The following is a 23,993-nucleotide window of genomic DNA, read 5'->3' as shown; positions in this document are numbered from 1 at the left end:
CCGCTCACAAAGCGAGCGCGGCCCAAGAAGAAAACCCGGAAATCCTCACCTGCGTGGGCCTTCCGGTTTTTTGCATCGCCAACATTTTCAAGGGGCGCAACTCCAACAGGCGTAGCGTTGAAACGCTTACTCAGGCTCTATCAACAGCGCCTTCAGGCTTTCTTCGCATAACCTGCGCCCTGAAAAGAGAATTGTATTTCCTTACCTTTACCCGCTTCGCTGATCACCCGCTGCAGTCCCACCATCGAGTTCTTGTACCGGCCATAGAGCCCGTCACTCTTGATTTCACCCACCCTGACATTGCCCTTATCGTCTGTAGTAAAGGGGGCGGAGAAACTACCGCGAGTAGGCGCGATCTGCGAACTTCGGTCTATTTTCGCGCCGTAATGTTCGACGAAGCCTCTGTCTCTGCCAGCCAAGGCAAACTTCTGATCGACATAAATATCTTTGACATGCTGCTTGGGGCCCGGCATGTCGGAATCGGTAACATCCTGAATAAACCCCCTTAACTTATGGGCATCCTCAGGATCTCGTTCTACCGTGAGGTTATATTTATTCCCAAATTTAAAATCTACCAATGTGCTGTTACTGGCGCCCTTTCCCCCATCAAACTCGGGGCGGCCTTGTGGCGCTTTGAAATGCTCACCGTTTCCAGAAAACACAATCAGCGCCTTGCCATCCCCGCGCGGCTGCATCCCAATATAGCCACGGCCAAGAGGCCGACCTTGCGCATCATTGACGCCAAACTGCATCGCATAATAAATCCCTGCGTCCTTGCTTCCTTTTCGTTGAAGGCCTTCGTCGATACTCATTGGAAACGTAATGTTACTCAACCCAGCGCCAGGCGCGGACAGCGAGTAACTCAAGCCATACAACCCATTGGGCGATGTGGCTACCTTCTTGATTTCCAGTTTCGGATCGCTGACTTTATTAAGCGTTGACGTCGTGGTCGCAGACGCTACAGGCATGGATCGCGTATTTCTTCTTGAACGAGCAGCCGCGGCATCCGAAGCGAGTGCGCGCTCGGTCCACGGTAAACCGTGCTCGCGTGTTGGCTCTCCCGCCTGATTAACAGGCGGTTGGCTGGGAGGATAAGTCGCAGGCTCAGGCATTGTTTGTGGAAACAACTGTGAATTATTAATACGCATAACAGCCACAGCTCCTTTCTGGAAAAATCAATCAATAGCCGTCAAGCCCGGCGCCTATCCCTCGACACGGTCACAAGCGAACCTTTCCAACTTGAACAACTGACGAGAGCAGATTGAGAGCGTTTTTTACCCTTGAGCGATGCAACTCAGGTTTATCCGCCCCCGTCACTTGATAGTAAAAACTTTACGCAAAGCCGGCTGCCAGAAAGGCCGCTCAGAAACTCAGACTTTTCCTAAGCCCAATAAGATCAGTAGCTGACCGTTATGGCCGACCACCCCACGACGATCCGCGCCAATTGCCGGGCAAAAAAAATCCCCGAACCAGTCGGGGATTTTTTTAGGTGCGATCAATCAGCCCAGGGGCGGATCAATCTTCGCGGTAGCGACGCAGCTTGAGCTGCTTACCGGCAACGCGTGTGTCTTTCAGCTTGGTCAGCAGTTTTTCCAGACCGTCTTCCGGCAGCTCCACCAGGGAGAAGCTGTCACGGACCTGGATGCGACCAATGGCTTCACGTGCCAGGCCACCCTCGTTGAGGATAGCGCCCAGCAGGTTCTTGGCCGCGATACCGTCACGCGCGCCCAGCGCGGTACGGCAGCGAGCACGACCTTCAGCCAATGGCACCGGAGCGCGACGCTCACGATCACCACGCTCAGGACGGTCGCCGGAACGCTCTGGACGATCACCGCGTGGCGCGTTGTTCGGTACCAGTGGGCGTTCTTTCTCGATGGCTGCCAGGGTCAAGGCCTGAGCGTTGGTGGCTTTGCGCAGCAGGGCTGCAGCCAGGGCACGCGGGGTGCAACCGATATCGGCGGTCAGGCGGTCCAGCAGGTCGCCGTGGGTCGATTCAGCGTCAGCCACCAGTGGCGACAGGCTGTTGGTCAGTTTCTTGATGCGTGCATCGAGAACGGCCTGGGCATCCGGCAGGCGGACTTCGGCAACCTTCTGCCCGGTCACACGCTCGATCACTTGCAGCATGCGGCGCTCACGCGGCGTCACCAGCAGCAGTGCGCGACCTTCGCGACCCGCACGGCCGGTACGGCCGATACGGTGAACGTAGGACTCTGGATCGTAAGGCATGTCAACGTTGAACACGTGGGTGATACGTGGAACGTCGAGGCCACGAGCAGCTACGTCGGTCGCTACAACGATGTCCAGACGGCCATCCTTGAGGGAGTCGATCACGCGCTCACGTTGGTTCTGGGCGATGTCACCGTTCAGCGCAGCGGCTTTGTAGCCTTTGGCTTCGAGGGCACTGGCCAGGTCCAGGGTCGCTTGCTTGGTACGCACGAACATGATCAGCGCGTCGAAGTCTTCGACTTCCAGCAGGCTCAATACAGCCGAGGTCTTCTGGTCAGCGTGAACCAACAGGTGAGCCTGTTCGATCGCGGTAACGGTCTGAGTCTTGGTCTGGATCTTCACGTGTTGCGGATCGCGCAGGTGGCGTTCGGCAATGGCACGGATCGACTGCGGCAGGGTGGCCGAGAACAGCACGGTCTGACGGGTCGGTGGCAGTGCCTTGAAGATGACTTCCAGGTCATCCATGAAGCCCAGCTTCAACATTTCGTCAGCTTCGTCCAGAACCAGGTGGTTCACGGTCGACAGGACTTTCTCGTCACGACGCAGGTGGTCGCACAGACGACCCGGAGTGGCGACAACGATCTGTGCGCCATTACGGATAGCCTTGAGTTGCGGGCCCATCGGCGCGCCGCCGTAGACGGCCACAACGGTTACGCCTGGCATTTGCTTGGCGTAGGTTTCAAAAGCGGTTGCTACTTGCAGCGCCAACTCACGAGTTGGCGCCAGGATCAGGGCTTGCGGTTCGCGCTTGGCAGGATCGATGCAGTGCAGGATAGGCAGGGCGAACGCGGCGGTTTTACCGGTACCGGTTTGCGCCTGGCCAATCATGTCGTGGCCGGCCATGATGATCGGGATCGATTGCTGCTGAATCGCCGAAGGTTCTTCGTAGCCAGTCGCAATGACGGCAGCAAGAATGTTCGGGTTAAGATTAAAAGCGGCGAAGCCGCCGGTTTCCTGGGTCATGGGTCTGCCTCTAAGTGCATCCGCAAAGACCCATGCTCCAAAGCTGCGCATGCCGTGTTGAGACTCAAGAGTCGCCCTGGCTGCTTTGTCGGCGGGGATTTGCGAAAACGAATGAATGAAAAAGATTCGTCAAGGAAGAGTCCGCTGTGCGGACGTGCAGCCGAAGCTGACTTCGGGGAATTGCGCTACCTAAACGCGGCCCGGTTAAAGGCCGGCGCGCACTATACCGGAAATAGCTGAAAAAGGGAGCTTTTTTTATCGCAAAGCACCGATAAACCGCACTGCGTCACCGCCTTTGCGCAGATGGGCTCCAGGGTCTATTTTTCAAGTGCCCGGCCCTGTTGGCTGAAACGCTTAAACGGTTCACCCGCACACTCGGCCCCTTTGGTCCGAAACCCCTTACTGCGCCCGAGGACACACCCGATGAATCAAGCCAGCAGCAGCCTCGTCAGCCGTGAACTCCTGGGTCATGTCCTGTTGTTGGGCCTGGATCGGGTCGCCAAGCGCAATGCCTTTGACCTGGATCTGCTCAACGCACTGAGCCTGGCCTATGGCGAATTTGATCGAAACGACGATGCGCGGGTGGCCGTGGTGTTCGCCCACGGCGACCACTTCACCGCCGGGCTGGACCTGGCCAACGTCAGCGCAGTGATGGCCGGAGGCTGGCAACCGCCACCGGGGGGCTGCGATCCCTGGGGCGTGTTCGCCGGCCCTCGGGTCGGCAAACCGGTGATCGTCGCCGCTCAGGGCTACTGCCTGACCCTTGGCATCGAGCTGATGCTGGCGGCGGATATCAATCTCTGCGCGAGCAACACTCGCTTCGCGCAGATGGAAGTACAACGTGGGAGCTTTCCATTTGGCGGTGCGACGTTGCGCTTTCATCAAATAGCAGGCTGGGGCAACGCCATGCGCTGGCTGCTCACCGGCGATGAGTTCGATGCCCATGAAGCCCTGCGCCTGGGGTTGGTGCAGGAAGTGATGGCCAGCGAAGACCTGCTGCCGCGCGCCATCGAACTGGCCAGCCGCATCGCGCGCCAGGCGCCCCTCGGCGTGCAAGCCACGTTGATGTCGGCCCGCCTGGCGCGCTTGGAGGGCGAAGCTGTCGCGGCCGCGGCGTTACCGCCGCTGGTCGCGCAATTGTTCAACAGCGAAGACGCCAAGGAAGGCGTGCGCGCCATGCTCGAGAAGCGCCCGGGGGTATTCAGGGGAATTTGAGTTGGCCGTGCCGCAGTCATCGCGAGCAAGCCCGCGCCCATATCGACCGCATTCCTTCAGGATGTGCTCGGTCAAATGTGGGAATGGGCTTGCTCGCGATGACGCCCGTTCAGACAACTAGGTTGCCGGCCGAATCGCCTTGATCAATGGCTGCAACGAATAGCCCAATCGCGGTGCCAGCGCTTCGGCGCGGGCCGACAGCGCCGCAGCGTCCAGCGCCTGATCCAACTCCGAAGGCACCAGCAGGATCACATTGCCCTCCTTCACCGGCAGCTCCCAATAATGCCGGTGATACAACCCGCGCAGCAGGGCCGCACCCAACGGCTTGCCGTCGTCGGTGGCCCACTGGTTGATCACCAGCCAGCCGCCGGGGTTGAGCTTCTTCTGGCAGTTTTCCAGGAAGGTCCAGGCCAGGTGCCCGACGCCGGGGCCGACATCGGTGTACAGGTCGACGAAGATCAGGTCGGCCGTTTCGGCGGTCTCGAGCAATTCCAGAGCATCGCCAATGCGGATGTACAGGCGCGGATCGTCGTCCAGCCCCAGGAACTCAATGGCCAGGCGCGGCACTTCGGGGCGCAGCTCGATGGCTTCGACATCCTCCAGCGGCAGGAACTTGAGGCACGCCTGGGTCAGCGTGCCGGCGCCCAGGCCGAGGAACAACGCGCTTTCCGGCTGCTCGTGGCACAACGCACCGATCAGCATCGCACGGGTGTAGTCGTACTCCAGCCAGCTCGGGTCGGCGGTGAACACGCAGCTTTGCTCGATGGCGTCGCCAAACTCGAGAAAACGGTAATCGGCCACTTCGAGCACGCGGATCATGCCGAAGTCATCATGGACCTCGGCCAGCAGGCGCTCGACACGCTCCTCGCTCATCTACAACTCCTAACGGGTTCACCCCAGGGCAAAGGCGCGATTGTCGGCCAACCGGCGGCAACAGGTCACGCACTAATTGCTGATAACATTGGCGCCCGACCGTCAATCACCCTATCGAGTCCACGATGAGCCAACCCTGGAGCCCCGACAGCTGGCGCGCCCTGCCGATCCAGCAACAACCCCAGTACCCGGACGCTGCACACCTGTTACAGGTGGAGCAGAGCCTGGCCAGCTACCCGCCGCTGGTATTTGCCGGGGAGGCCCGCGAGTTGCGCCGCCAGTTTGCCGAGGTGACCCAGGGTCGCGCCTTCCTGCTGCAAGGCGGCGACTGCGCCGAGAGTTTTGCCGAGTTCTCCGCCGCAAAAATCCGCGACACCTTCAAGGTGCTGCTGCAGATGGCTATCGTGATGACCTTCGCCGCCGGCTGCCCGGTGGTGAAAGTCGGGCGCATGGCCGGCCAGTTCGCCAAGCCGCGCTCGTCCAACGATGAAACCATCGATGGCGTCACCTTGCCGGCCTACCGTGGCGATATCGTCAACGGCATCGGCTTCGACGAAAAAAGCCGCGTGCCGGACCCCGACCGCCTGCTGCAGTCCTACCACCAGTCCACCGCCACCCTTAACCTGCTGCGCGCGTTCGCCCAGGGCGGGTTTGCCGACCTGCACCAGGTACACAAGTGGAACCTGGACTTCATCGCCAACTCCGCACTGGCCGAGAAGTACAGCCAGTTGGCGAACCGTATCGACGAAACCCTGGCCTTCATGCGCGCCTGCGGCATGGACAGCTCGCCGCAACTGCGCGAAACCAGCTTCTTCACCGCCCACGAAGCGCTGCTGCTCAACTACGAACAAGCCTTCGTGCGCCGCGACAGCCTGACCAACGACTACTACGACTGCTCGGCCCACATGCTGTGGATCGGCGATCGCACCCGTCAGTTGGACGGCGCCCACGTCGAGTTCCTGCGCGGGGTACACAACCCGATCGGGGTCAAGGTCGGCCCGAGCATGAACCCGGATGACCTGATCCGCCTGATCGACATCCTCAACCCGGACAACGACCCCGGCCGCTTGAACCTGATCGCGCGCATGGGCGCCAACAAGGTCGGCGACCACCTGCCGGCGCTGCTTCGCGCCGTGCAGCGTGAGGGCAAACAGGTGCTGTGGAGCTCCGACCCGATGCACGGCAACACCATCAAGGCCAGCAGCGGCTACAAGACCCGCGACTTTGCGCAGATCCTCGGCGAGGTGAAGGAATTCTTCCAGGTACACGAGGCCGAAGGCACCTATGCCGGCGGGATTCATATCGAGATGACCGGGCAGAACGTCACCGAATGCATCGGCGGCGCGCGGCCGATCACCGAAGATGGCTTGTCGGACCGCTACCACACCCACTGCGACCCACGGATGAATGCCGATCAGTCGCTGGAGCTGGCGTTCCTGATCGCCGAGACGTTGAAGCAAGTAAAACGGTGACACCATTCGGTAGGCGCGAGCAAGCTCGGGCCTACCGTGATGTGAGCATCGCCGCCCTTAATCGGTCGGCACTCGGCCGTGGGCAATTGAGCTGCACCTGTTCGAGCCCCAGCCAATCGGCCATTTGCCGCAAGTTCAGCGCCAGCGCGCGCATCCCCTCCTCGTCCAGCCCCGGCGTTTCTTCATGCACCGCATGCACGGCCAGGCGGCCGTGGGCGCGTTCGGCACGCAGGTCGACGCGCGCGGCGATCCGCTCGTTGTGCAGAAACGGCAGCACGTAGTAGCCGTACACCCGCTTGTCCTGCGGCGTGTAAATCTCCAACCGATAACGGAAATCGAATAGCCGCTCGGTGCGGCTGCGCTCCCAGATCAGCGAATCGAACGGCGACAACAGTGCGCTGGCCGGCACCTTGCGCGGCACTTTCGGCTCCGGCAGGCAGTAGGCCGGCTGCTTCCAGCCCTGCACGCGGCACATCAGCAATTGGCCGTCTTCGACCAGCTCGGCCAAACGGCTGCGAGTGTCGGCGGGGTCCAGGCGGAAGTAATCGCGCAGATCTTTTTCGCTGCCCACACCCAGCGCAGTCGCACTGTGCAGCAGCAAACCGCGCTGAGCCTCGGCCTCGCTCAACGGCGCCTGGTGCAGCCGGTCGCCGGGAATGGCGCGCTCGGGCAAATCGTAGAGCCGCTCGAACCCGCGCCGACCGGCAACCGTGACCAGGCCAGCGGCGAACAGCCATTCCAGCGCGTGCTTTTCATCGCTCCAGTCCCACCACGGGCCGGCGCGCTCGGCGCGGGTCGACAGACTGCCTGCACCCAGGGCGCCCTGTTGTTCGACAGTGTTCAACACGCGCTGGATGATGGCCTGCTGCTCGCGACCAAAACGCGCCATCTGCGCGTAGATCCCCTGCCCTTGTTTTGCCCGCTCCATGCGCCAGCGCATCAAGGGGTACAGCGCCATCGGCAACAACGAGGCCTCATGCCCCCAATACTCGAACAACGAACGCTGTCGGCCCTGGCTCCAGGCCGCCTGCTCAAGCAGTGACGGGGCGTACTGACCCAGGCGGGAAAACAACGGCAGGTAATGGGAGCGCACCACGGCATTGACCGAATCGATCTGCAGCACACCCAGGCGGTCGATCAAGCGGTTGAGGTGTGCGGCCTTGATCAATGCAGGCGCCTGGCGCCCGGAAAAGCCCTGGGCGGCCAGTGCCATGCGGCGCGCTTGCTTGAGGGAAAACGACAGGTCGGCGGGCATGGGCATCTCCGTATGAACGTGCCGACCACCCTACTGCATCCTCGGTCATTTTCGCAGTGGGTCTTCCCAGAAATGCCGATGGGCTTCGTGCTCCACGTCAGCGCGGCTCAGCCCGATATCCTTGAGCGCCGCATCGCTCAGCGTGGCCACTAACCGACGCTCGTACCGCAATACCTGCCACCGCGCAATCGCTTGGAACAGCCCGGAAAGCGGCCGCTTCGTCCATCCTGCACAACCTGTTTGACCTTTCATCTTCTCGCCCTCCCTTGGGGATGACGCGAGTGTGTGCCGGCGGCTATGATCAATCCAACGAATGTTTCTTATGAAATACATCTCAGGAATTGATCAATTGGCCGCCTACCCAAGCATCGACACCGACGTGCTGCGCACCTTCGTCGCCATCGCCGACCAGGGTGGGTTTACCCGCGCCGGCGAGCAGGTCAACCGCACCCAATCGGCGGTCAGCATGCAGATGAAGCGCCTGGAAGAAGACGTGCTGCAGCGCAAACTGTTCGAGCGCGACGGCCGCCAAGTGCGGCTGACGCCGGAGGGCCAGGTGCTGCTGGGGTATGCGCGGCGCATCCTGAAACTGCACAGCGAGGTGTTCAACACCCTGCGAGAACCGCATATGGTCGGGCTGGTACGCATCGGCACCCCGGACGACTATGTGATGCGCTTCCTGCCGGGGATTCTCAAACAGTTTTCCAAGGCCTACCCGCTGATCCAGATCGAGATGCACTGCGAGGCATCCACCGTGCTGATGCAACGGCGGGATCTGGCGTTGACGGTGATCAGCCGCGAGCCCGGCAATGATATCGGCGAGCTGTTGCGCACCGAGCGCGTGGTGTGGGCGGCGGCGCCATGTTTCTGCGTGGACGAGCACGACGCCCTGCCACTGGCGATGTCCGGCGCCGATTGCCTTTACACCCAGTGGGCGCGCACCTCACTGGATACCGTCGGACGCAATTATCGCCTGGCCTACAACAGCACCAACGGGGCGGCGATCCAGGCCGTGGTCAGCGCCGGCCTGGCAGTGATGGTCAGCATGGAAAGCCTGGTGACGGATGACCTGCGCGTGCTCGGCAGTGACGAGGGTTTCCCACCCTTGCCGTCGATGAATCTGCGCTTGTTACGCAACCCGCTGATGACGTCACCTATCACCGAATGCCTGGCGGAGTACATCATCGACGGCTTCAAACCTTAAACATCAGCATCACGGCGCACACCACCAGAAAACCGCAGAACAAACCGCGCAACAGGCGCTCCGGCAGAGCGTGGGCGACTTTTACACCCCAACTGATGCTGAGCAGGCCGCCGACCGCCAGGGGGATGCCGATCATCCAGTCCACTTCGTGGTGCCAGGCGTAAGTGACAAGAGTCACCCCGGTGCTGGGCAGCGCCAAGGCCAGGGACAAGCCTTGGGCCACCACCTGGGTGGTGCCGAACACACTGGTCAGCACCGGCGTGGCGACCACCGCACCACCGACACCGAACAAACCGCCCATAGAGCCGGAGACCGCGCCCAACACCCCGAGCCACGGCCAGGCATGGCGCATCTGTGCCGTCGGCGGCGCATTGCGGGTGAACATGCGCAGCAGGTTGTAGGCCGACAGCGCCAGCAGAAATGCGATAAAGCCGACACGCATCGCGCCGGCGTCCAGGCCCACGGCCCAGATCGAGCCGAGCCAGGCAAAGCTGAAGCCCATCACCCCCAGCGGCAGCGCGTGGCGCAGTTCAATGCGATTACGCTGGTGATAACGCCACAGCGCGAGCATCACGTTGGGCACCACCATCACCAGCGCGGTGCCTTGGGCGATCTGCTGATCGAGGCCGAACAGCACGCCGAGCACCGGGATGGCAATCAACCCGCCGCCAATGCCGAACAGGCCGCCCACCGTGCCCAATGCCGCGCCCATAACCAAGTACATCGCTAAATCCAACACCACGCATTACTCCACAATCCCAAGCCTTGCATGCTACGCAGTCCGCTCTGGCGCGGATACGCACAGCAACGCACAATGGCTGTGCCAATCCCGCATAAGCGTCGACCGATGAACCCGCATATCCTCACCGACCAACTCAGCCTGTTTCTCGATGTGCTGGAAACCGGCAGTTTTTCTGCCGCCGCGCGTCGCCATCCGCTGACGCCCTCCGCCGTGGCCCGGCGTATCGACAGCCTGGAAAGCTCGGTGGGCAGCCGCTTGTTCCAGCGCAGCACCCACGCGGTGCTGCCGACACCGGCCGGCCTGGCGTTCGCCGAACGCGCGCGGCGCATCGTCACCGAGTTGCAATTGGCGCGGGCGGAAGCAGTGTCCTTGAGCCATGCGCCGGAAGGTTTGATTCGCGTGGACGCACCGGCGGCGTTCGGTCGACGGCATCTGGCGCCGGTGATCGCCGACTTCCTGAACGTCTACCCGGGGCTGGATGTACACCTGCATTTGATCGACAGCTTCGTGGACATGCAGGGCGCGCACCTGGGCAAGGTCGATCTGGTGCTGCGTGCCGGGCATATCGTCGACACCCGGCTGATCGCCACGCCGCTGGCCAGCATCGTGCGAATTGCCTGTGCCAGCCCGGCCTACCTGAAAAACCGTGGCACGCCGACCCATCCGCGAGACCTCAGCGAACACGACGGCCTGGACTGGGATGGCCTGGCGCCGATGTTCGCCTGGCGCTTCGAACTGGACGGGCGTCGCGCCACCTATCGCCCGCAACGCATCCGCATGAGCGCCAACAACGCCGAAGCCCTGCTCTCCGGCGCCCTGGCCGGCCTGGGTATCGCGCACCTGCCCACCTGGCTGGCGAGTGAATACCTGGTCCGCGGCGAACTCTTGCCCCTGTTTTGCGAAAACGGCCTGCCCAGCCCGGAAACCACCGGCATCTATGCGCTGCGCCTGGAACAACAGCCGAACGCACGTAGCCGCTTGTTGCTCGAATACCTGAAATCGCGCTTCAGCCCAGTGCCGCCCTGGGACCTGGCGCTGCAAAGCGGATTGGTCTGACCCCCCGGACAGAATTACCTGGCGCATTAAAGATTTGCCCGCTAGATTCCAGCCCAGATACGCTTTTTTTGAGGCAGCACCATGAGCAAAAATCCCGATCCTTGCCAATCCCTGTTGCTGGATAACCAGCTGTGCTTCGCCCTGCACTCCACTTCATTGCTGATGACCAAGGTCTACAAGCCGCTGCTGCAAGCCCTTGGCCTGACCTATCCGCAGTACCTGGCCATGATGGTGCTGTGGGAAGAGGATGGCTTGACTGTCGGCGAAATCAGCAGCCGCCTGCTGACCGATCCCGGCTCCCTGACCCCCCTGCTCAAGCGCCTGGAAGCCGAGGGCCTGCTCAGCCGCACGCGCAGTCGCGAAGACGAGCGAGTGGTGGTGGTGGAACTGACCGACGCTGGCCGTGCCTTGCAAGACAAGGCCAAGGGGATTCCTCAGTGCATCCTCGGCGCCAGCGGCCTGGAGCTGGAGCAACTGCGCAAGCTGCAAGCTGATTTGATTGCGTTGCGGGGCAATCTGCAAGGCGCGGTCTAAACACACCAAAGCCCCATACCTGCGGAGGGGGCAATCCCCTCCCACAGGTGGTTTTGAGGTGCCCTTACGAAAAAATCCTGAAATTTATCTTGCGCACTAAACATTAGCGCTATACATTCATCTCACCAACTACTTAGCGCGCAAATATTTAGCGCAAAACACCAAGAGGGCAACACCATGCAAACGCTCTATACCGCAGTAGCCACCGCCACCGGCGGCCGTGATGGTCGCGCCGTTTCCAACGACAACATCCTCGACGTCAAACTCTCCACCCCCAAGGAACTGGGCGGTGCCGGCGGTCAGGCCACCAACCCGGAACAACTGTTCGCCGCCGGCTACTCGGCCTGCTTTATCGGCGCACTGAAATTCGTCGCCAGCCAGACCAAACGCAAAATTCCGGATGATGCGTCGATCACTGCCCATGTCGGCATCGGTCAGATCCCGGGTGGCTTCGGTCTGGATATCGACCTGCACATCAGCCTGCCGGGCCTGGCCCAGGACGACGCGCAAAGCCTGGTCGACGCTGCCCACCAAGTCTGCCCGTACTCCAACGCCACCCGCGGCAACGTCGATGTGCGTCTGCACGTCACCGTCTAACCCGCGCGGCTCGCCAACGACACGCCGCCAGCCACGTGCTGGCGTTGCGGCAAGCATCGGATGAGCTGAGGCAATACTTGAAGTGACAGGTAAACGCCCACAAAAAAGCCCGACTCAAGGTCGGGCTTTTTTCGTACACGGTGGGGCCAGAATTACTTCTTGGCGCGACCTTTGTACGAACCGCCTTCACGGGTGTCGATCTCGATCAAGTCGTCGATTTCGATGAAATCGGCCACTTGCAGTTCGGTACCGTTAGCCAGCTTGGCAGGCTTCATGACTTTGCCCGAAGTGTCGCCGCGAGCGGAACCTTCGGTGTAGGCAACCTTACGCACGATGGTGGTCGGCAGCTCTACGGAAACCAGACGGTCTTCGAAGAAGATAGCTTCGCAGACGTCGGTCATGCCTTCTTCGATGAACGGCAGAACGGCTTCGATATCTTCAGCGTTCAGCTCGTACATGGTGTAGTCGGTGGTGTCCATGAACGTGTAAGCGTCGCCGCTGATGAAGGACAGGGTCGCTTCTTTACGGTCGAGGATCACGTCGTCCAGCTTGTCATCAGCGCTGTAAACGGTTTCGGTCTTGTAACCAGTCAGCAGGTTTTTCAGCTTGGTCTTCATGATCGCGCTGTTACGGCCCGACTTGGTGAACTCAGCTTTCTGAACCAACCAAGGATCGTTGTCGATACGGATTACCATACCGGGTTTCAGTTCTTTACCAGTTTTCATTGCGTATATCCGAAATTTGGATGGGGTTTACAAAAATCAAGGTGGCGTATCATATCCAACTTTCATAAAACTGTACCAGCGCCGTCGCAAGATCCGCCTGCAAGGCCTGTTCCAGACACCATGTTTCGGCGTGTGCAGCCACTTCCGGCCAGTGTTCCAGCAGCATTTTCCACGGCTGAGCCATATCGCCCTCGGTGTTCCAGGCCTGCCAAAGCGCTACCACCGCGAGTTTTGCCGCCGGCGAGAGGGCTGCGGTGTACAGCTCCTGAAAGGCGTCGAGCTTGTCCAGGTGGATGTCTTCGTCCTGGCGATAGATGTGCCACAGCAACGGGCGCCCGGCCCATTGGGCCCGCACGAACGAGTCTTCGCCGCGCACGGCGTTGAACTCGCAACACCACAGCAGGCGGTCATATTGCTCCTGGCGCACGAACGGCAGCACCTGCACGGTCAGGGCGTCGCGCTGATGAGTATCGCCCGCCGCCAGCCGGTCCACGCCGAGCCAGCGCTGCACATCGCCGAGGATGCGCCCTTCCGGCACCAGCAGATGAGTGGCGCGCCCGTCCGTCGCCAACACGTCCAGCCAACCGGCAAGCGCGGCATTTTCGTAGGCAAACAGCGACATCAGCCGCGCACCGGTTGCGGGAAATACGCCCAGGCTTTGCAGGAAATGTTTCTGCGCGCCAGCATCCTGCTGAAACGCCTGACGCTGTTGCAGCAACCCCGCCTCACGCAACAGGCCACCGGTGCCGGGCCGGAAGCCGGGAAAGAAGAAGTACTTCTGCACCCCCTTGAACTTCACCGACGGCAGACGATGGCACCCCACCACCCAGTCCTCGGCACTCAGGTAGTCCAGGTTCATCCACAACGGCGCGTGCTCGCGCGCGGCCATCGCGTCCATGTAGTCAGGCGGCAGCTGGCAGGCAAACGCGGCGATCACCACATCCGCCGATGGCGTGGCCGACCACTGCGCCGGCCAATGGCGCACGTCGACGCCCTCTTGCCATTGCTGCTCCAGCCGTACATCAATCTCCGGACACATGCGTTCGAAGGCCCGCAGGTCATCGACCCACAAGCGCACGTCACAGGCGTGCTCCACCACCAATTGCCGGGCCAGACGCCAGGTCACGCCAATGTCGCCGTAGTTGTCGACGACGCTGCAAAAAATATCCCAGCGGGCTTTCATTCCGGGCTCCCACGCTCAAAGGCTCGATTGTCCGCATAAATGCCCCGATGCAGAAGGCTTGATCGCGATTATTCTGCACGGTGGCTGTGCGACAATCGCCGCCACGCCGTAAATGCCTGCCAGGAGGCCGCCATGTCTGACCGTCCGCTGTCGTTGTTCAAGCTTTGTCTCGCTATCGCCCTGGGCGTGTGGCTGGGGTTTATCGCGATTGCGCTGACCACCTGGCTGGCGTCGCGCTATCTGTTCCCGCAGAGCCTGGCGCCGGTCGCCCAGGCCGTCGAGCAACTCGGCAAGCCCGCGCCAGTCGCGGTGGAACCGCCGAACCGTCTGTTCGAGCAGTATCAAGAGAACCTGCGCAAGCAGGAACAACGGCAGAGCCTGGATCAGGCGCGCAACAATGCGCGCAACCTGTCCAACCCCAAATGCCAGTTCTGGCTGCAACAGGACCAGAACGCGCCCAATGAAAAGAGCAAGGCGAATGTCCTGCAATTTTGCGAATGATCAAGCCCAACCATGAATAAACACGCCGTCCTCCAGTTGATCCTGGAAAAACTCAGCGTCGACCTCGACATCGCCCAGCGCGCCGCGCAGACCGCCTACGAAACCGCGACCCACGAAGAAAACATCGCCGAAAACAAATACGACACCCTCGGCCTGGAAGCGTCTTACCTGGCGGCCGGGCAGGCCAAGCGGGTGGAAGAAATCAAGCAGTCGCTGGCGCTGTGCCAGAACCTGCAACTGCAGCTGCGTGCATACGATGAGCAACGGGGCATAGAAGTCGGCGCGCTAGTGGGCCTGGAGGACGAAAACGGTCGCCAGCAATGGTTGTTCCTGGCGCCGGATGCTGCGGGTTTGAAAGTCGATGTGGTGGGGCAACCGGTCACCGTCATCACCCCGCGCTCGCCCCTGGGCCACAGCCTGCTGGGCAAGTTCGAAGGCGATGAGGTGGAAATCCTGGTGGCGGGCGCCCGGCAACACTTTACGGTGACCGAGGCCCGCTGAAACCACTCAGTGGACGGGCAGTTCTACGCCGTCGAACAACTCTTCCAGTTCCTGCTTGTTGTGGCACTGGATCGCCTTGGCCATGACTTCGCGCGTCAGGTGCGGGGCGAATTTCTCGATGAAGTCGCACATGAAACCACGCAGGAACGTGCCGCGACGGAAACCGATCTTGGTCACGCTGGACTCGAACAACTCGCTGGCGTCGAGCACGACCAGGTCTTTATCGAGCTGGGTGTCGACCGCCATCTTGGCGACGATCCCCACGCCCAGGCCCAGGCGAACGTAAGTCTTGATCACGTCGGCGTCGGCGGCGGTGAACACCACTTTCGGCGTGAGGCCGCGGTGGCTGAAGGCTTCGTCGAGCTTGGAGCGGCCGGTAAAGCCGAACACATAAGTCACGATCGGGTATTCCGCCAGGGCTTCCAGGGTCAGCTTCGGCAGCTTGGCCAGCGGGTGGCCTTGCGGCACCACCACACAACGGTTCCAGCGATAGCACGGCATCATCACCAGGTCGCCGAACAACTCCAGCGCCTCAGTCGCAATCGCGAAATCGACGGTGCCGTCGGCGGCCATTTCAGCGATCTGCATCGGTGACCCCTGATGCATGTGCAGGGCCACATCCGGGTATTGCTTGATGAAATCGCGGATCACCGGCGGCAACGCATACCGCGCCTGGGTGTGGGTGGTCGCGATCGACAGGGTGCCCTTCTTCTCGTTGGAGAATTCCTGGGCGATCTGCTTGATGCTTTCGACTTTGCGCAGGATCTCGCCGGCGGTGGTGATGATGCGCTCACCGGCCGGGGTGACGCGTGTCAGGTGCTTGCCGCTGCGGGCGAACACTTCGACACCCAGCTCGTCTTCGAGCAGGCGGATCTGTTTGCTGATACCCGGTTGCGAGGTGTACAGGCTTTGAGCGGTAGCGGAAACGTTGAGATCGTGGTGCGCCACTTCCCAGATGTAGCGCAGTTGTTGAAGCTTCATATGTATCCCTCAAAGCAGATAGACGCCACGGGTATCAGCGACGGTATATAACTATATTAAAGGTTAGACAGATAAATCTAGAACTTTTTATCTATCACTCCCCCTCACACGTCATCACTGCGTCGACGTTGTAACGATGGCACCAGGTAAACCGGCACCGGAGACAGCTGCAACACCCGCGCGGCAGTGCGCCCAAGGGGTGTGGCCGCGGCCGTTGCGTGGCTATGACTGCCTACGATCAACAAATCCACGGAAAGTTTACGCAACTGGTCGAGAATCACCTCGCACGGGTCACCCTGGATCACCCGCACCGAGTGGATCAGTTGCAAGTCTTGCGCGCCGTCCCCCAGCTCCTCGCGAAAACTCTCGAGGACCCGCTGCTCGATCGTCGCCATCACTGTGCTCAGGCCCTGGCTCTGCCATTCGTTCAGGGCCCTTTCATCAAGGTAGCTTTGCAACACCGATTCGGCGAACAGCCCGATGGGTTCGACCACATGAATCACCGACAGCTCAGCCTTGAACGTTCGCGCCAGCGCCAGCGCATGTTGCATCACATAAGGCGCATACAGACCAAGGTCCGTGGCATACAGCATCGAACGGATCATAAAACCTCCTGGACTGCCAGGATGGCGGAGATTGAATGAGCTTAGCAGCGCCTCGGGGATTTCGACTGACTTAGCTCGGCGTCTGAATCTTCACCTCATTACTGATGCCATGGGGCACATGCCCGGTGGCCACCACCTCCCTGGCTTTCTCGCAATGGCCGGCCTGGTCGTCGAAAAAAACGTCGGCGGCGAACGCCTCCAGGAACGCGGATTTCTCCAGGCCGCCGAGGAATAACGACTCGTCCAGGCGGATATCCCACTCGCGCAGGGTGCGGATCACCCGCTCGTGGGACGGCGCCGACCGGGCGGTGACCAGGGCAGTGCGGATCGGGCAGGCCGCGTCCGGAAACTCGCGCTGCAACAGGTTCAGCGCCGCGAGGAAGCCCTTGAAGGGGCCGCCATGCAACGGCTGGCGCGCCGATTCGCGTTCGCTGGCCTGGAACGCTTCCAGCCCGCCCTGTTGGTAAACGCGCTCCGACTCGTCGGAAAACAACACCGCATCGCCATCGAATGCGATCCGCAGCTCCTCGCTCGATGCACGGCGTGCGCCGCCCGACAGAATCGTCGCCGCGGCGAACCCGGCATCGAGCGCACTGCGCACATCGTCCGCATGGGTCGAAAGAAACAGATGGCAACCAAACGCCGCCAAATAAGGATATGGACTACGCCCTCCTACGAAAGCGGCGCGGGAAATGTCCAACCCGTAATGCTGGATCGAATTGAACACGCGCAGGCCGGTGTCGGCACTGTTGCGCGACACCAGCACCACCTCGACCCGGGCCCGGCCCAGGCTGGCGTTGAGGCTCAGCAGTTTTTTGACCAGCGGGAAGGCATCGCCCGGCTCGAGCGTTTCTTCTTCGTGCTCGATCTGGTATTTGCGGTAGGCCTCCACGCCTTGGGCCAGGTAGACCTTGTGGCTATCGCTCAAGTCGAACAGGGCTCGCGATGAAATCGCCAGCACCAGTTTGTCGCCCAATCCGTTTGCCATGGTGGTTCCCCCCAATCAGCGGTTATGCCGATCAATAAAACTCAAGGCCTGATACAACGCCTGCATGCGCGGCAGCTCGCAGCCGGCGGCCTTGGCGGCGGCGAGTGGGCGAGCGTAGATCGCCGCCAGTTCCAGCGGGCGTTTATGGATATGGTCGTGGTACATGCTGGGCAGGTAGTCGTCCATGCTTTCGGTCATGGTAAACATCTGCTCGGCATAGCTGGCCGGAATCTCATGACCGCAGGCGTGGGCGCCCTTCACCACTTCGGCCATCAGCGCCTGGATCAGTTCGCGGCTGGACTCGTCCGCCATCATCGCCGTGGTGCCACAGCCCAACAGCACGGAGAGACCGTTATAAGGCACGTTCCACACCAGCTTGTGCCAGCGCGCCAGGTGTACGTTGGCCATGGCCTGGGACTCGATGCCGGCCTGATGAAACAACGCGGCGCCTGCCTCGACAATCGCCTTCTGGCGCGCTTCGTCGTTGGCGGCGGTGCCGCTGTGATAACCCAGGTTGACCCGGCCCAACGCCTGATGCTCGACAACGCCGGGGGCGGAACGGTGTACGCCGATATAGCACAACCCACCGAGCAGATGCAGGGACGCCGGCAAGTGCTCGCGCAGGCTGTCTTCGACGTCGAGGCCATTTTGCAGCAACACCACCTTCGCGTCGGGCGCCGCGACCTGGGCGATGGTCGGGGCCAGGTCGACATTGCCCGTGGATTTGGTGCCCACCAGCAGCCAGTCGCACGGCGGCATGTCGGCGGCGTGGGCGTAGGCCTGCACGGGGTTCAGGTGCAAGGTGCCATGCACGCTGCTATTGAGGCGCAGGCCACGCTCACTGACCGCTGCGTATTCGCTGCGCAGCAGGAAATGCACATCGAAGCCGGCGCGCGCCAGCATCAGGCCGTAGAAACCACCGATGGCGCCGGTGCCGATAATGCCAATGCGTGGCGACAATGCGGTCATGGCAAATCCTCTGGAGTGCGGGTAAGCGCTTGATGAATAGCGTCGGTAAGCTCGGAAGGTGTAAGACGTGTCTGTATCTGCCCGAAGAATTGACCCTCGCACACCACGAACAGCGCCGGCAAATGAAAGACCTGATAACGTTCCACCGCGCCGCCGTTGTGCCCGGCATCCACCCAGCACAACCGATCCACCGGCAACTGCCAGCCCGGTAGCTGCTGATGCGCCCAACGGCAACCGGAACAGCCCACGCTGGTAAACAGCACGAGCGAAATGCCTGGTAATCCCAGCAGTTGCTGGTCAATATCCAGGTCGGTCAATGCCTGCTCCTTCACTATACTGCTGCCACCGCCGTCGACTGGACGGTGCTCGGAGTCCGTGTACATGGGTCGTTTTTTACCTCATCCTGATGATGTCGCTGCCCTGTTGATCCAACGTCCCTCTCCCCCCATTCCCCGCCAACGCCTGCACACTATCGGCCTGGGCGGCATCGCCTGCAATTGCCCGCGTGCCTGGCGCCAGGGTACAGCGGTTGACCTGCATATCCCGTCCCTGGGCGCCGGGGCCCGCTACCCGGGCTATGTGGCATGGTGCCGCAAGGTAAAAGACGGCTATCGCGTCGGCATCTCGTTTACCGATGAACATGCGTTGTTCGGCGCACGCATGGGTGAGCAAGCATGCCGGATAGAGCGCTACTGCCGCCAGCACGAAGACGCCGAGTCGACGCCCGAGCAGTTCGAAACCATGGCCCGCGAGTGGGTGGCGCGGCATGCCGGTGAATTCTCCCATGAGGCATTTGTAGCGCCGGCACTGGATTAAAGCGGGCTTTGCCCATTGTCGCGGGCCCGTGTTACGCGCTAAGGTTCCTCCCCCCTGCATTCAAATCATGCTGTGCTCCGCCGCACGGGGATGGCTGGCGGCCGGCACCCGTGACCCTGACGAGTAACACGATGGCTGATTTACCGATCAACGACCTGAACGTCGAATCCAACGAGACCCTGATCACGCCCGATCAGCTCAAGCGCGAAATCCCCCTGAGCGACGCTGCCCTGCAGACCGTCACCAAGGGCCGCGAAGTCATTCGTGACATTCTCGACGGCACCGACCACCGCCTCTTCGTGGTAATCGGGCCATGCTCGATCCACGACCTCAAGGCGGCCCACGAATACGCCGAGCGCCTCAAGGCGCTGGCCGAAGAAGTGTCCGACACCTTGTATCTGGTCATGCGCGTCTATTTCGAGAAACCGCGTACCACCGTCGGCTGGAAGGGCCTGATCAACGACCCGTACCTGGACGACTCGTTCAAGATCCAGGACGGCTTGCACATCGGTCGCAAGTTGCTGCTGGACCTGGCCGAAATGGGCCTGCCCACCGCCACCGAAGCCCTCGACCCGATCTCCCCGCAGTACCTGCAGGACCTGATCAGCTGGTCGGCCATCGGCGCGCGCACCACCGAATCGCAAACCCACCGCGAAATGGCGTCCGGCCTGTCTTCGGCCGTGGGCTTCAAGAACGGCACCGACGGCGGCCTGACCGTGGCGATCAACGCGCTGCAGTCGGTCTCCAGCCCTCATCGCTTCCTGGGTATCAACCAGGAAGGCGGCGTCTCCATCGTCACCACCAAAGGCAACGCCTACGGTCACGTGGTATTGCGCGGCGGCAACGGCAAGCCCAACTATGATTCGGTCAGCGTTGCCCTGTGCGAACAGGCGCTGAACAAGGCCAAGATCAAGCCGAACATCATGGTCGATTGCAGCCACGCCAACTCCAACAAGGACCCGGCCCTGCAACCGCTGGTGATGGAGAACGTCGCCAACCAGATCCTGGAAGGCAACCAGTCAATCATCGGCCTGATGGTCGAAAGCCACCTGAACTGGGGCTGCCAGGCGATCCCCAAAGACCTGGCCGACTTGCAGTACGGCGTGTCGATCACCGATGCCTGCATCGACTGGGCGACCACCGAGAACACCCTGCGCAGCATGCACGCCAAGCTCAAGGACGTGTTGCCCCTGCGCAAGCGCAGCTGAGTCTGATCCTGATCCTGATCCTGATCAGCGCACACAAAAACGCCGGGCTAAGCCCGGCGTTTTTCATGTTGCAGTTCATGCCTTACAGCTTGGCCGCATGGCGCTGGTGGCGCTCCATGTAGCGCTCGACGTAAGAGCACGACGGGATCACCGTGTAGCCGGCCTCTTCGGCGAACTTCAAGGCTTCCTCGGTCAATGCAGCCGCGATACCGCGACCTCGCAGTGCGTTGGGCACGAAGGTCCGATAGATGTCCAAGGTCTGCTTCCCGAGGTCCATATAGGTCAGGTAGGCACGATGACCGTCCACATTGGTCTCGAACTGATGACCAGCCTGGTCATGGTGGATGGACAACGCCTCGCTCATCACTACTCCTCGCGGGTCTTGGATTCTGACCCCTACCTTACCGATGTTTTTCCGGCGAAGGAACATCTACGCCACCCCGTGCCGGTTTCGACAACGAGAAAACCGTGAGCGCTCACAACCAGCACGTAGAGAATAGTAGGCGGCAATCCTGAAATTGCTCAAGACGCACTCGTCATCCCTGGGGCTGGCGGATATAGAAAGGGCCTCGATCAATCGGTGACCGAAAGCCTGAACATTGCCGGCAGTTGAAGCTTGAGACGAACAGGCGCTGTTAAAGTCACCTCTACATGCGCAAAAGATACAGGGTTTGGCAAAGTCAACCTGTACAAAAGTGTTAGCTTCAGTATATAAATTTTCATCTACTTACAAGGCTTGACACATGCGGGCCGGCCCTTTCAGGGCGCATGCATTCTTCAGCAGACTGCTAAAAATTGAACGCTTTTTATACAATTTCCCAAAAGATTAGCCAAAATAGATTCAGCACAGAATTTTTTTTTTGCTTCTTGCGCTACGTCAGTTTACTTACTACAAGTAATGAGTAGTATGTACGCCGGCTATTAGCTCACTCTGAGATAGTAGCTATCTTATAGAAAGTCCTTGAAGGGGAACACGATGAACAACGTTCTGAAATTCTCTGCTCTGGCTCTGGCCGCAGTTCTGGCTACCGGTTGCAGCAGCGTCTCCAAAGAAACCGAAGCTCGTCTGACTGCAACTGAAGACGCAGCAGCTCGCTCCCAGGCTCGTGCAGACGAAGCCTACCGTAAAGCTGATGAAGCTCTGGCTGCTGCTCAAAAAGCACAACAGACTGCTGACGAAGCTAACGAGCGCGCTCTGCGCATGCTTGAAAAAGCTAGCCGCAAGTAATAGTCCTTCGGGGTTGTTACCAAGCCGGTCCATTCTTGGACCGGCTTTTTATTGCCTGCGATTCGGTCCCGGATCACGGGCAATAAAAAGCCCGCCGCAGCCCAAGGCCGTGGCAGGCGATTGATCGAACCGGCTTATTGCAACGGATCGAGCGGCGCGTTCGAGACCATCGACGCCGCAGCCGGCACACCGATTTCAGTCGGCAGGCCATCTTCCGCCGCGACCACGTCGCGCACCTGATCCCAGTTCACCCGCAGGTGATTGGCCAGGTCTTCACGCTTGAGCAGCGCGTTGATCACCGCGGTGTGCTTGTCGACCACCGACGGCGTGCCATCGTCGTTCAGCGGCGTATGCGCTTCGAGGTAGACCTTGCCGCCACTGCTGCCGAACTTGTAGGCATCGTTGATGATACGCACCGGAGTACCCACCGGTACCATGCCGGCCATTTCCAGCACGTTATTGTTGAACATGCGGAAGCAGCCGTGGCTGGTACGCGTGCCGATACCGAACTTCATGTTGGAGCCGTGGATCAGGTAGCCCGGCGTGCCCAGGGTGAACTTGAACGGCCCCAGCGGGTTGTCCGGGCCGGCCGGTACCACGTTGGGCAACGGATCGCCGTTGGCGGCGTGCTCGGCCTTGATCGAAGCGGGCGGCGTCCAGGTCGGGTTCGGCGTTTTCGCGACAATGCTGGTATGGGCGATCGGCGAGCCCCAGCCTTCACGACCAATCCCCAGCGGGAAGGTGTAGACGACGTTCTGGCCCTTGGGGAAATAGTAGAGCCGGTATTCGGCAAGGTTGATCACGATGCCTTCGCGGGGGCCCGGCGGCAGGATGAACCGCGTCGGCAGGACGATCTCGGTGCCCGCCCCCGGCAACCAGGCATCGACGCCCGGGTTGGCGGCGACCATCTCCGAGTAGCCCAGGTCGTAGGTGGTACCCAGGTCGGCAAACGTATCTTCGTACTTGGCCTTGATCACTTGGACCTGGCCGACGATGTCTTCGCCCGGGGGTGGCAGGGGCAACTGCAAGGCCGCCGCGGAACCCGCCGCACACAGGGCGGCAAGAGACAGGCAGCAGGTGACGGCGGAAAGGCGCGACAACATCCGGAAAATCCTTCGCAGAACAACGTGTAGGTAAAAAGCGATTGTATACGCGATGCGGGCTTCAAGCTGCAAGCTCGTAGCGCCCCTCACCACTCGAAGCGCAGCTCCGGCCAGATCGGCGGCGTGCCACGCTTTTGCGACTCCAAGATGGCACGGCACAGGGGGCACAGGCGCTGATCCTGGAAAATCGAGCGATCCACCGCCGACCAGCGTGGCTGAGCCGGCAACAACGTGCCGCAGAGCGTGCGATCGATCGTGCCGCCCAGCTCCAATTGACGCGTGACCAGATGCACCCGGACTTCCTGGCAGGCGAACAGATCCAGCTGCTCGTCCGGCTCGATCAGTTGGTAATTAAACAGGGACCAGGCAGGACGCGACATCGAGGGCTCCAAATCGGGGGGGCGCCACCTTAGCCGAAAGCCTGCCGGTAGAAAAGCGTCATAACAGCGGTTTTAGCGTCGGCCAGACATTTTCCAGCAACTTACCCTGGGCGCCGACCGCCGGGTGCAGTTGATCGGCCTGCATCAGCTCGGGATGACCGCCCACGCCGTCGAGGAAAAACGGCACCAACGGCACGCTCTTCTCCTTGGCCAGGGCCGCGTAGACCCCGGCAAATGCCGTGGTGTATTTCGGACCGTAGTTAGGCGGCAACTGCATGCCCAGCAGCAGGACCTTGGCGCCGACCGCCTGGGACTGCTCGATCATCGACGCAAGATTTTGTTTCAATTGCGCGGGCGGCTGTCCACGCAGGCCGTCATTGCCGCCCAGCTCGATAATCACCAGGTTGGGCTTATGCTCCGCAAGCGCCGCCGGCAGCCGCGCGAGGCCTCCGGCGCTGGTGTCGCCGCTGATGGACGCGTTGACCACTTTATCGTCGAAACCTTCGTGTTTGAGCCGCTGTCCCAACAAGGCTACCCACCCTTTGCTGGTATCCAGTCCGAAACCGGCACTGATACTATCGCCAACGATCAGGACTGTACCCGCCGCTGCGTTCTGGGCCATGCACATCAAGGCCAGGCCAGCACTCAAAAACCACATTCGCATCGGA

General features: G+C 61.0%; 28 protein-coding genes. 11 read left to right on the top strand and 17 right to left on the bottom strand.

The window, feature by feature from the left end:
* Positions 1 to 152 precede the first annotated feature (152 nt).
* Positions 153 to 1,148 carry a hypothetical protein gene (locus tag MOQ67_RS09825; protein WP_232925545.1) on the bottom strand — a complete coding sequence of 332 codons (996 nt, stop codon included), beginning with the start codon at positions 1,146 to 1,148 and terminating at the stop codon, positions 153 to 155.
* Between the two features lie 367 nt (positions 1,149 to 1,515).
* Positions 1,516 to 3,189, bottom strand: a complete 1,674-nt coding sequence (locus tag MOQ67_RS09820) for a DEAD/DEAH box helicase (RefSeq protein WP_017849506.1) — start codon at positions 3,187 to 3,189, stop codon at positions 1,516 to 1,518.
* Positions 3,190 to 3,612: 423 nt separating this feature from the next.
* On the opposite strand from MOQ67_RS09820, the gene MOQ67_RS09815 reads away from it, so the two are divergent.
* Positions 3,613 to 4,404, top strand: a complete 792-nt coding sequence (locus tag MOQ67_RS09815; protein WP_448675920.1) for a crotonase/enoyl-CoA hydratase family protein — start codon at positions 3,613 to 3,615, stop codon at positions 4,402 to 4,404.
* A 117-nt stretch (positions 4,405 to 4,521) separates the two neighbouring features.
* Here MOQ67_RS09815 and MOQ67_RS09810 read toward each other — a convergent pair whose 3' ends face one another.
* Positions 4,522 to 5,277 (bottom strand): spermidine synthase, encoded by a 756-nt coding sequence (locus MOQ67_RS09810; protein ID WP_017849508.1) that lies wholly within the window; start codon positions 5,275 to 5,277, stop codon positions 4,522 to 4,524.
* A 125-nt stretch (positions 5,278 to 5,402) separates the two neighbouring features.
* Here MOQ67_RS09810 and MOQ67_RS09805 point away from each other — a divergent pair, with 125 nt between their 5' ends.
* Positions 5,403 to 6,749 (top strand): class II 3-deoxy-7-phosphoheptulonate synthase, encoded by a 1,347-nt coding sequence (locus MOQ67_RS09805; protein WP_017849509.1) that lies wholly within the window; start codon positions 5,403 to 5,405, stop codon positions 6,747 to 6,749.
* Between the two features lie 31 nt (positions 6,750 to 6,780).
* On the opposite strand, the gene MOQ67_RS09800 is transcribed toward MOQ67_RS09805, so the two are convergent.
* Together MOQ67_RS09800 and MOQ67_RS09795 are read right to left on the bottom strand one after the other, a co-directional pair.
* Positions 6,781 to 8,004: a winged helix-turn-helix domain-containing protein gene (locus MOQ67_RS09800; RefSeq protein ID WP_198717428.1), complete on the bottom strand. Its 1,224-nt coding sequence runs from the start codon at positions 8,002 to 8,004 to the stop codon at positions 6,781 to 6,783.
* Between the two features lie 45 nt (positions 8,005 to 8,049).
* Entirely contained in the window at positions 8,050 to 8,256 is a 207-nt protein-coding gene (locus tag MOQ67_RS09795) for a DUF1127 domain-containing protein (RefSeq protein ID WP_164887030.1), read from the bottom strand.
* A gap of 70 nt (positions 8,257 to 8,326) precedes the next feature.
* On the opposite strand from MOQ67_RS09795, the gene MOQ67_RS09790 reads away from it, so the two are divergent.
* Positions 8,327 to 9,208: a LysR family transcriptional regulator gene (locus tag MOQ67_RS09790; RefSeq protein ID WP_032805034.1), complete on the top strand. Its 882-nt coding sequence runs from the start codon at positions 8,327 to 8,329 to the stop codon at positions 9,206 to 9,208.
* Here MOQ67_RS09790 and MOQ67_RS09785 read toward each other — a convergent pair.
* A complete protein-coding gene (locus MOQ67_RS09785) occupies positions 9,198 to 9,947 on the bottom strand; it encodes a sulfite exporter TauE/SafE family protein (protein ID WP_046385336.1) in 750 nt (249 codons plus the stop codon). The two genes, MOQ67_RS09790 and MOQ67_RS09785, sit on opposite strands and share 11 nt — an antisense overlap.
* Before the next feature lie 108 nt (positions 9,948 to 10,055).
* Here MOQ67_RS09785 and MOQ67_RS09780 point away from each other — a divergent pair, with 108 nt between their 5' ends.
* The 3 genes from MOQ67_RS09780 (at position 10,056) to MOQ67_RS09770 (ending at position 12,137) form a co-directional block, all read left to right on the top strand.
* Positions 10,056 to 11,006 carry a LysR family transcriptional regulator gene (locus MOQ67_RS09780; RefSeq protein WP_017849514.1) on the top strand — a complete coding sequence of 317 codons (951 nt, stop codon included), beginning with the start codon at positions 10,056 to 10,058 and terminating at the stop codon, positions 11,004 to 11,006.
* 81 nt (positions 11,007 to 11,087) lie between these two features.
* Positions 11,088 to 11,540 carry a MarR family winged helix-turn-helix transcriptional regulator gene (locus tag MOQ67_RS09775; RefSeq protein ID WP_026140352.1) on the top strand — a complete coding sequence of 151 codons (453 nt, stop codon included), beginning with the start codon at positions 11,088 to 11,090 and terminating at the stop codon, positions 11,538 to 11,540.
* Between the two features lie 177 nt (positions 11,541 to 11,717).
* Entirely contained in the window at positions 11,718 to 12,137 is a 420-nt protein-coding gene (locus MOQ67_RS09770; RefSeq protein WP_010211852.1) for an organic hydroperoxide resistance protein, read from the top strand.
* A gap of 152 nt (positions 12,138 to 12,289) precedes the next feature.
* Here MOQ67_RS09770 and MOQ67_RS09765 read toward each other — a convergent pair whose 3' ends face one another.
* Positions 12,290 to 12,862 carry an elongation factor P gene (locus MOQ67_RS09765; RefSeq protein ID WP_017849516.1) on the bottom strand — a complete coding sequence of 191 codons (573 nt, stop codon included), beginning with the start codon at positions 12,860 to 12,862 and terminating at the stop codon, positions 12,290 to 12,292.
* 49 nt (positions 12,863 to 12,911) lie between these two features.
* Complete coding sequence (earP, locus tag MOQ67_RS09760) at positions 12,912 to 14,045, bottom strand: elongation factor P maturation arginine rhamnosyltransferase EarP (RefSeq protein ID WP_198717427.1); 1,134 nt, start codon at positions 14,043 to 14,045, stop codon at positions 12,912 to 12,914.
* Positions 14,046 to 14,177: 132 nt separating this feature from the next.
* Here earP and MOQ67_RS09755 point away from each other — a divergent pair, with 132 nt between their 5' ends.
* Positions 14,178 to 14,546, top strand: a complete 369-nt coding sequence (locus MOQ67_RS09755; protein WP_017849518.1) for a hypothetical protein — start codon at positions 14,178 to 14,180, stop codon at positions 14,544 to 14,546.
* A gap of 12 nt (positions 14,547 to 14,558) precedes the next feature.
* Positions 14,559 to 15,047 (top strand): GreA/GreB family elongation factor, encoded by a 489-nt coding sequence (locus MOQ67_RS09750; RefSeq protein WP_046384241.1) that lies wholly within the window; start codon positions 14,559 to 14,561, stop codon positions 15,045 to 15,047.
* Between the two features lie 6 nt (positions 15,048 to 15,053).
* Here MOQ67_RS09750 and cysB read toward each other — a convergent pair whose 3' ends face one another.
* The 5 genes from cysB to MOQ67_RS09725 all read right to left on the bottom strand — a co-directional run bounded on the left by cysB (position 15,054) and on the right by MOQ67_RS09725 (position 18,973).
* Positions 15,054 to 16,028, bottom strand: a complete 975-nt coding sequence (gene cysB, locus MOQ67_RS09745; protein ID WP_017849520.1) for an HTH-type transcriptional regulator CysB — start codon at positions 16,026 to 16,028, stop codon at positions 15,054 to 15,056.
* 104 nt (positions 16,029 to 16,132) lie between these two features.
* A complete protein-coding gene (locus MOQ67_RS09740) occupies positions 16,133 to 16,633 on the bottom strand; it encodes a universal stress protein (protein ID WP_017849521.1) in 501 nt (166 codons plus the stop codon).
* Between the two features lie 70 nt (positions 16,634 to 16,703).
* Positions 16,704 to 17,621, bottom strand: a complete 918-nt coding sequence (locus MOQ67_RS09735) for a 5'-nucleotidase (protein ID WP_017849522.1) — start codon at positions 17,619 to 17,621, stop codon at positions 16,704 to 16,706.
* Between the two features lie 15 nt (positions 17,622 to 17,636).
* Complete coding sequence (locus MOQ67_RS09730) at positions 17,637 to 18,590, bottom strand: putative 2-dehydropantoate 2-reductase (protein WP_046384244.1); 954 nt, start codon at positions 18,588 to 18,590, stop codon at positions 17,637 to 17,639.
* The gene (locus MOQ67_RS09725) at positions 18,587 to 18,973 is read right to left on the bottom strand and encodes a hypothetical protein (protein ID WP_017849524.1); all 387 of its coding nucleotides are present in this window, start codon (positions 18,971 to 18,973) and stop codon (positions 18,587 to 18,589) included. Before MOQ67_RS09725 ends, MOQ67_RS09730 begins: the two co-directional genes overlap by 4 nt.
* Between MOQ67_RS09725 and MOQ67_RS09720 the strand changes: the two genes are divergently transcribed.
* A complete protein-coding gene (locus MOQ67_RS09720; RefSeq protein ID WP_046486449.1) occupies positions 18,972 to 19,406 on the top strand; it encodes a PilZ domain-containing protein in 435 nt (144 codons plus the stop codon). The two genes, MOQ67_RS09725 and MOQ67_RS09720, sit on opposite strands and share 2 nt — an antisense overlap.
* A 131-nt stretch (positions 19,407 to 19,537) precedes the next feature.
* A complete protein-coding gene (locus tag MOQ67_RS09715) occupies positions 19,538 to 20,614 on the top strand; it encodes a 3-deoxy-7-phosphoheptulonate synthase (RefSeq protein ID WP_017849526.1) in 1,077 nt (358 codons plus the stop codon).
* A gap of 82 nt (positions 20,615 to 20,696) precedes the next feature.
* Here the strand turns inward: MOQ67_RS09715 and MOQ67_RS09710 are convergent, their stop codons facing one another.
* Positions 20,697 to 20,978 carry a GNAT family N-acetyltransferase gene (locus MOQ67_RS09710; protein ID WP_003189869.1) on the bottom strand — a complete coding sequence of 94 codons (282 nt, stop codon included), beginning with the start codon at positions 20,976 to 20,978 and terminating at the stop codon, positions 20,697 to 20,699.
* A 612-nt stretch (positions 20,979 to 21,590) separates the two neighbouring features.
* Here MOQ67_RS09710 and oprI point away from each other — a divergent pair.
* Positions 21,591 to 21,842: an outer membrane lipoprotei OprI gene (oprI, locus tag MOQ67_RS09705; RefSeq protein WP_003172710.1), complete on the top strand. Its 252-nt coding sequence runs from the start codon at positions 21,591 to 21,593 to the stop codon at positions 21,840 to 21,842.
* Between the two features lie 134 nt (positions 21,843 to 21,976).
* On the opposite strand, the gene MOQ67_RS09700 is transcribed toward oprI, so the two are convergent.
* The 3 genes from MOQ67_RS09700 to MOQ67_RS09690 all read right to left on the bottom strand — a co-directional run bounded on the left by MOQ67_RS09700 (position 21,977) and on the right by MOQ67_RS09690 (position 23,989).
* Positions 21,977 to 22,945, bottom strand: a complete 969-nt coding sequence (locus tag MOQ67_RS09700; protein WP_017849528.1) for a L,D-transpeptidase family protein — start codon at positions 22,943 to 22,945, stop codon at positions 21,977 to 21,979.
* A gap of 86 nt (positions 22,946 to 23,031) precedes the next feature.
* Positions 23,032 to 23,325, bottom strand: coding sequence for a hypothetical protein (locus tag MOQ67_RS09695; protein ID WP_017849529.1), 294 nt, complete (start codon positions 23,323 to 23,325; stop codon positions 23,032 to 23,034).
* A gap of 58 nt (positions 23,326 to 23,383) precedes the next feature.
* Positions 23,384 to 23,989 (bottom strand): arylesterase, encoded by a 606-nt coding sequence (locus tag MOQ67_RS09690; RefSeq protein ID WP_026140353.1) that lies wholly within the window; start codon positions 23,987 to 23,989, stop codon positions 23,384 to 23,386.
* Between the last annotated feature and the right edge of the window lie 4 nt (positions 23,990 to 23,993).

Source organism: Pseudomonas sp. LY-1 (assembly GCF_053502595.1).
Note: the sequence above shows the minus strand (reverse complement) of the source record. Positions and strands in the feature narration are given on the sequence as shown.

Bases quoted from the DNA above. Each gene is read 5' to 3' on its own strand.
- MOQ67_RS09825 (WP_232925545.1), bottom strand. From the start codon at position 1,148: ATGCGTATTAATAATTCACAGTTGTTTCCACAAACAATGCCTGAGCCT.
- MOQ67_RS09820 (WP_017849506.1), bottom strand. From the start codon at position 3,189: ATGACCCAGGAAACCGGCGGCTTCGCCGCTTTTAATCTTAACCCGAAC.
- MOQ67_RS09815 (WP_448675920.1), top strand. From the start codon at position 3,613: ATGAATCAAGCCAGCAGCAGCCTCGTCAGCCGTGAACTCCTGGGTCAT.
- MOQ67_RS09810 (WP_017849508.1), bottom strand. From the start codon at position 5,277: ATGAGCGAGGAGCGTGTCGAGCGCCTGCTGGCCGAGGTCCATGATGAC.
- MOQ67_RS09805 (WP_017849509.1), top strand. From the start codon at position 5,403: ATGAGCCAACCCTGGAGCCCCGACAGCTGGCGCGCCCTGCCGATCCAG.
- MOQ67_RS09800 (WP_198717428.1), bottom strand. From the start codon at position 8,004: ATGCCCGCCGACCTGTCGTTTTCCCTCAAGCAAGCGCGCCGCATGGCA.
- MOQ67_RS09795 (WP_164887030.1), bottom strand. From the start codon at position 8,256: ATGAAAGGTCAAACAGGTTGTGCAGGATGGACGAAGCGGCCGCTTTCC.
- MOQ67_RS09790 (WP_032805034.1), top strand. From the start codon at position 8,327: ATGAAATACATCTCAGGAATTGATCAATTGGCCGCCTACCCAAGCATC.
- MOQ67_RS09780 (WP_017849514.1), top strand. From the start codon at position 10,056: ATGAACCCGCATATCCTCACCGACCAACTCAGCCTGTTTCTCGATGTG.
- MOQ67_RS09775 (WP_026140352.1), top strand. From the start codon at position 11,088: ATGAGCAAAAATCCCGATCCTTGCCAATCCCTGTTGCTGGATAACCAG.
- MOQ67_RS09770 (WP_010211852.1), top strand. From the start codon at position 11,718: ATGCAAACGCTCTATACCGCAGTAGCCACCGCCACCGGCGGCCGTGAT.
- MOQ67_RS09765 (WP_017849516.1), bottom strand. From the start codon at position 12,862: ATGAAAACTGGTAAAGAACTGAAACCCGGTATGGTAATCCGTATCGAC.
- earP (WP_198717427.1), bottom strand. From the start codon at position 14,045: ATGAAAGCCCGCTGGGATATTTTTTGCAGCGTCGTCGACAACTACGGC.
- MOQ67_RS09755 (WP_017849518.1), top strand. From the start codon at position 14,178: ATGTCTGACCGTCCGCTGTCGTTGTTCAAGCTTTGTCTCGCTATCGCC.
- MOQ67_RS09750 (WP_046384241.1), top strand. From the start codon at position 14,559: ATGAATAAACACGCCGTCCTCCAGTTGATCCTGGAAAAACTCAGCGTC.
- cysB (WP_017849520.1), bottom strand. From the start codon at position 16,028: ATGAAGCTTCAACAACTGCGCTACATCTGGGAAGTGGCGCACCACGAT.
- MOQ67_RS09740 (WP_017849521.1), bottom strand. From the start codon at position 16,633: ATGATCCGTTCGATGCTGTATGCCACGGACCTTGGTCTGTATGCGCCT.
- MOQ67_RS09735 (WP_017849522.1), bottom strand. From the start codon at position 17,621: ATGGCAAACGGATTGGGCGACAAACTGGTGCTGGCGATTTCATCGCGA.
- MOQ67_RS09730 (WP_046384244.1), bottom strand. From the start codon at position 18,590: ATGACCGCATTGTCGCCACGCATTGGCATTATCGGCACCGGCGCCATC.
- MOQ67_RS09720 (WP_046486449.1), top strand. From the start codon at position 18,972: ATGGGTCGTTTTTTACCTCATCCTGATGATGTCGCTGCCCTGTTGATC.
- MOQ67_RS09725 (WP_017849524.1), bottom strand. From the start codon at position 18,973: ATGTACACGGACTCCGAGCACCGTCCAGTCGACGGCGGTGGCAGCAGT.
- MOQ67_RS09715 (WP_017849526.1), top strand. From the start codon at position 19,538: ATGGCTGATTTACCGATCAACGACCTGAACGTCGAATCCAACGAGACC.
- MOQ67_RS09710 (WP_003189869.1), bottom strand. From the start codon at position 20,978: ATGAGCGAGGCGTTGTCCATCCACCATGACCAGGCTGGTCATCAGTTC.
- oprI (WP_003172710.1), top strand. From the start codon at position 21,591: ATGAACAACGTTCTGAAATTCTCTGCTCTGGCTCTGGCCGCAGTTCTG.
- MOQ67_RS09700 (WP_017849528.1), bottom strand. From the start codon at position 22,945: ATGTTGTCGCGCCTTTCCGCCGTCACCTGCTGCCTGTCTCTTGCCGCC.
- MOQ67_RS09695 (WP_017849529.1), bottom strand. From the start codon at position 23,325: ATGTCGCGTCCTGCCTGGTCCCTGTTTAATTACCAACTGATCGAGCCG.
- MOQ67_RS09690 (WP_026140353.1), bottom strand. From the start codon at position 23,989: ATGCGAATGTGGTTTTTGAGTGCTGGCCTGGCCTTGATGTGCATGGCC.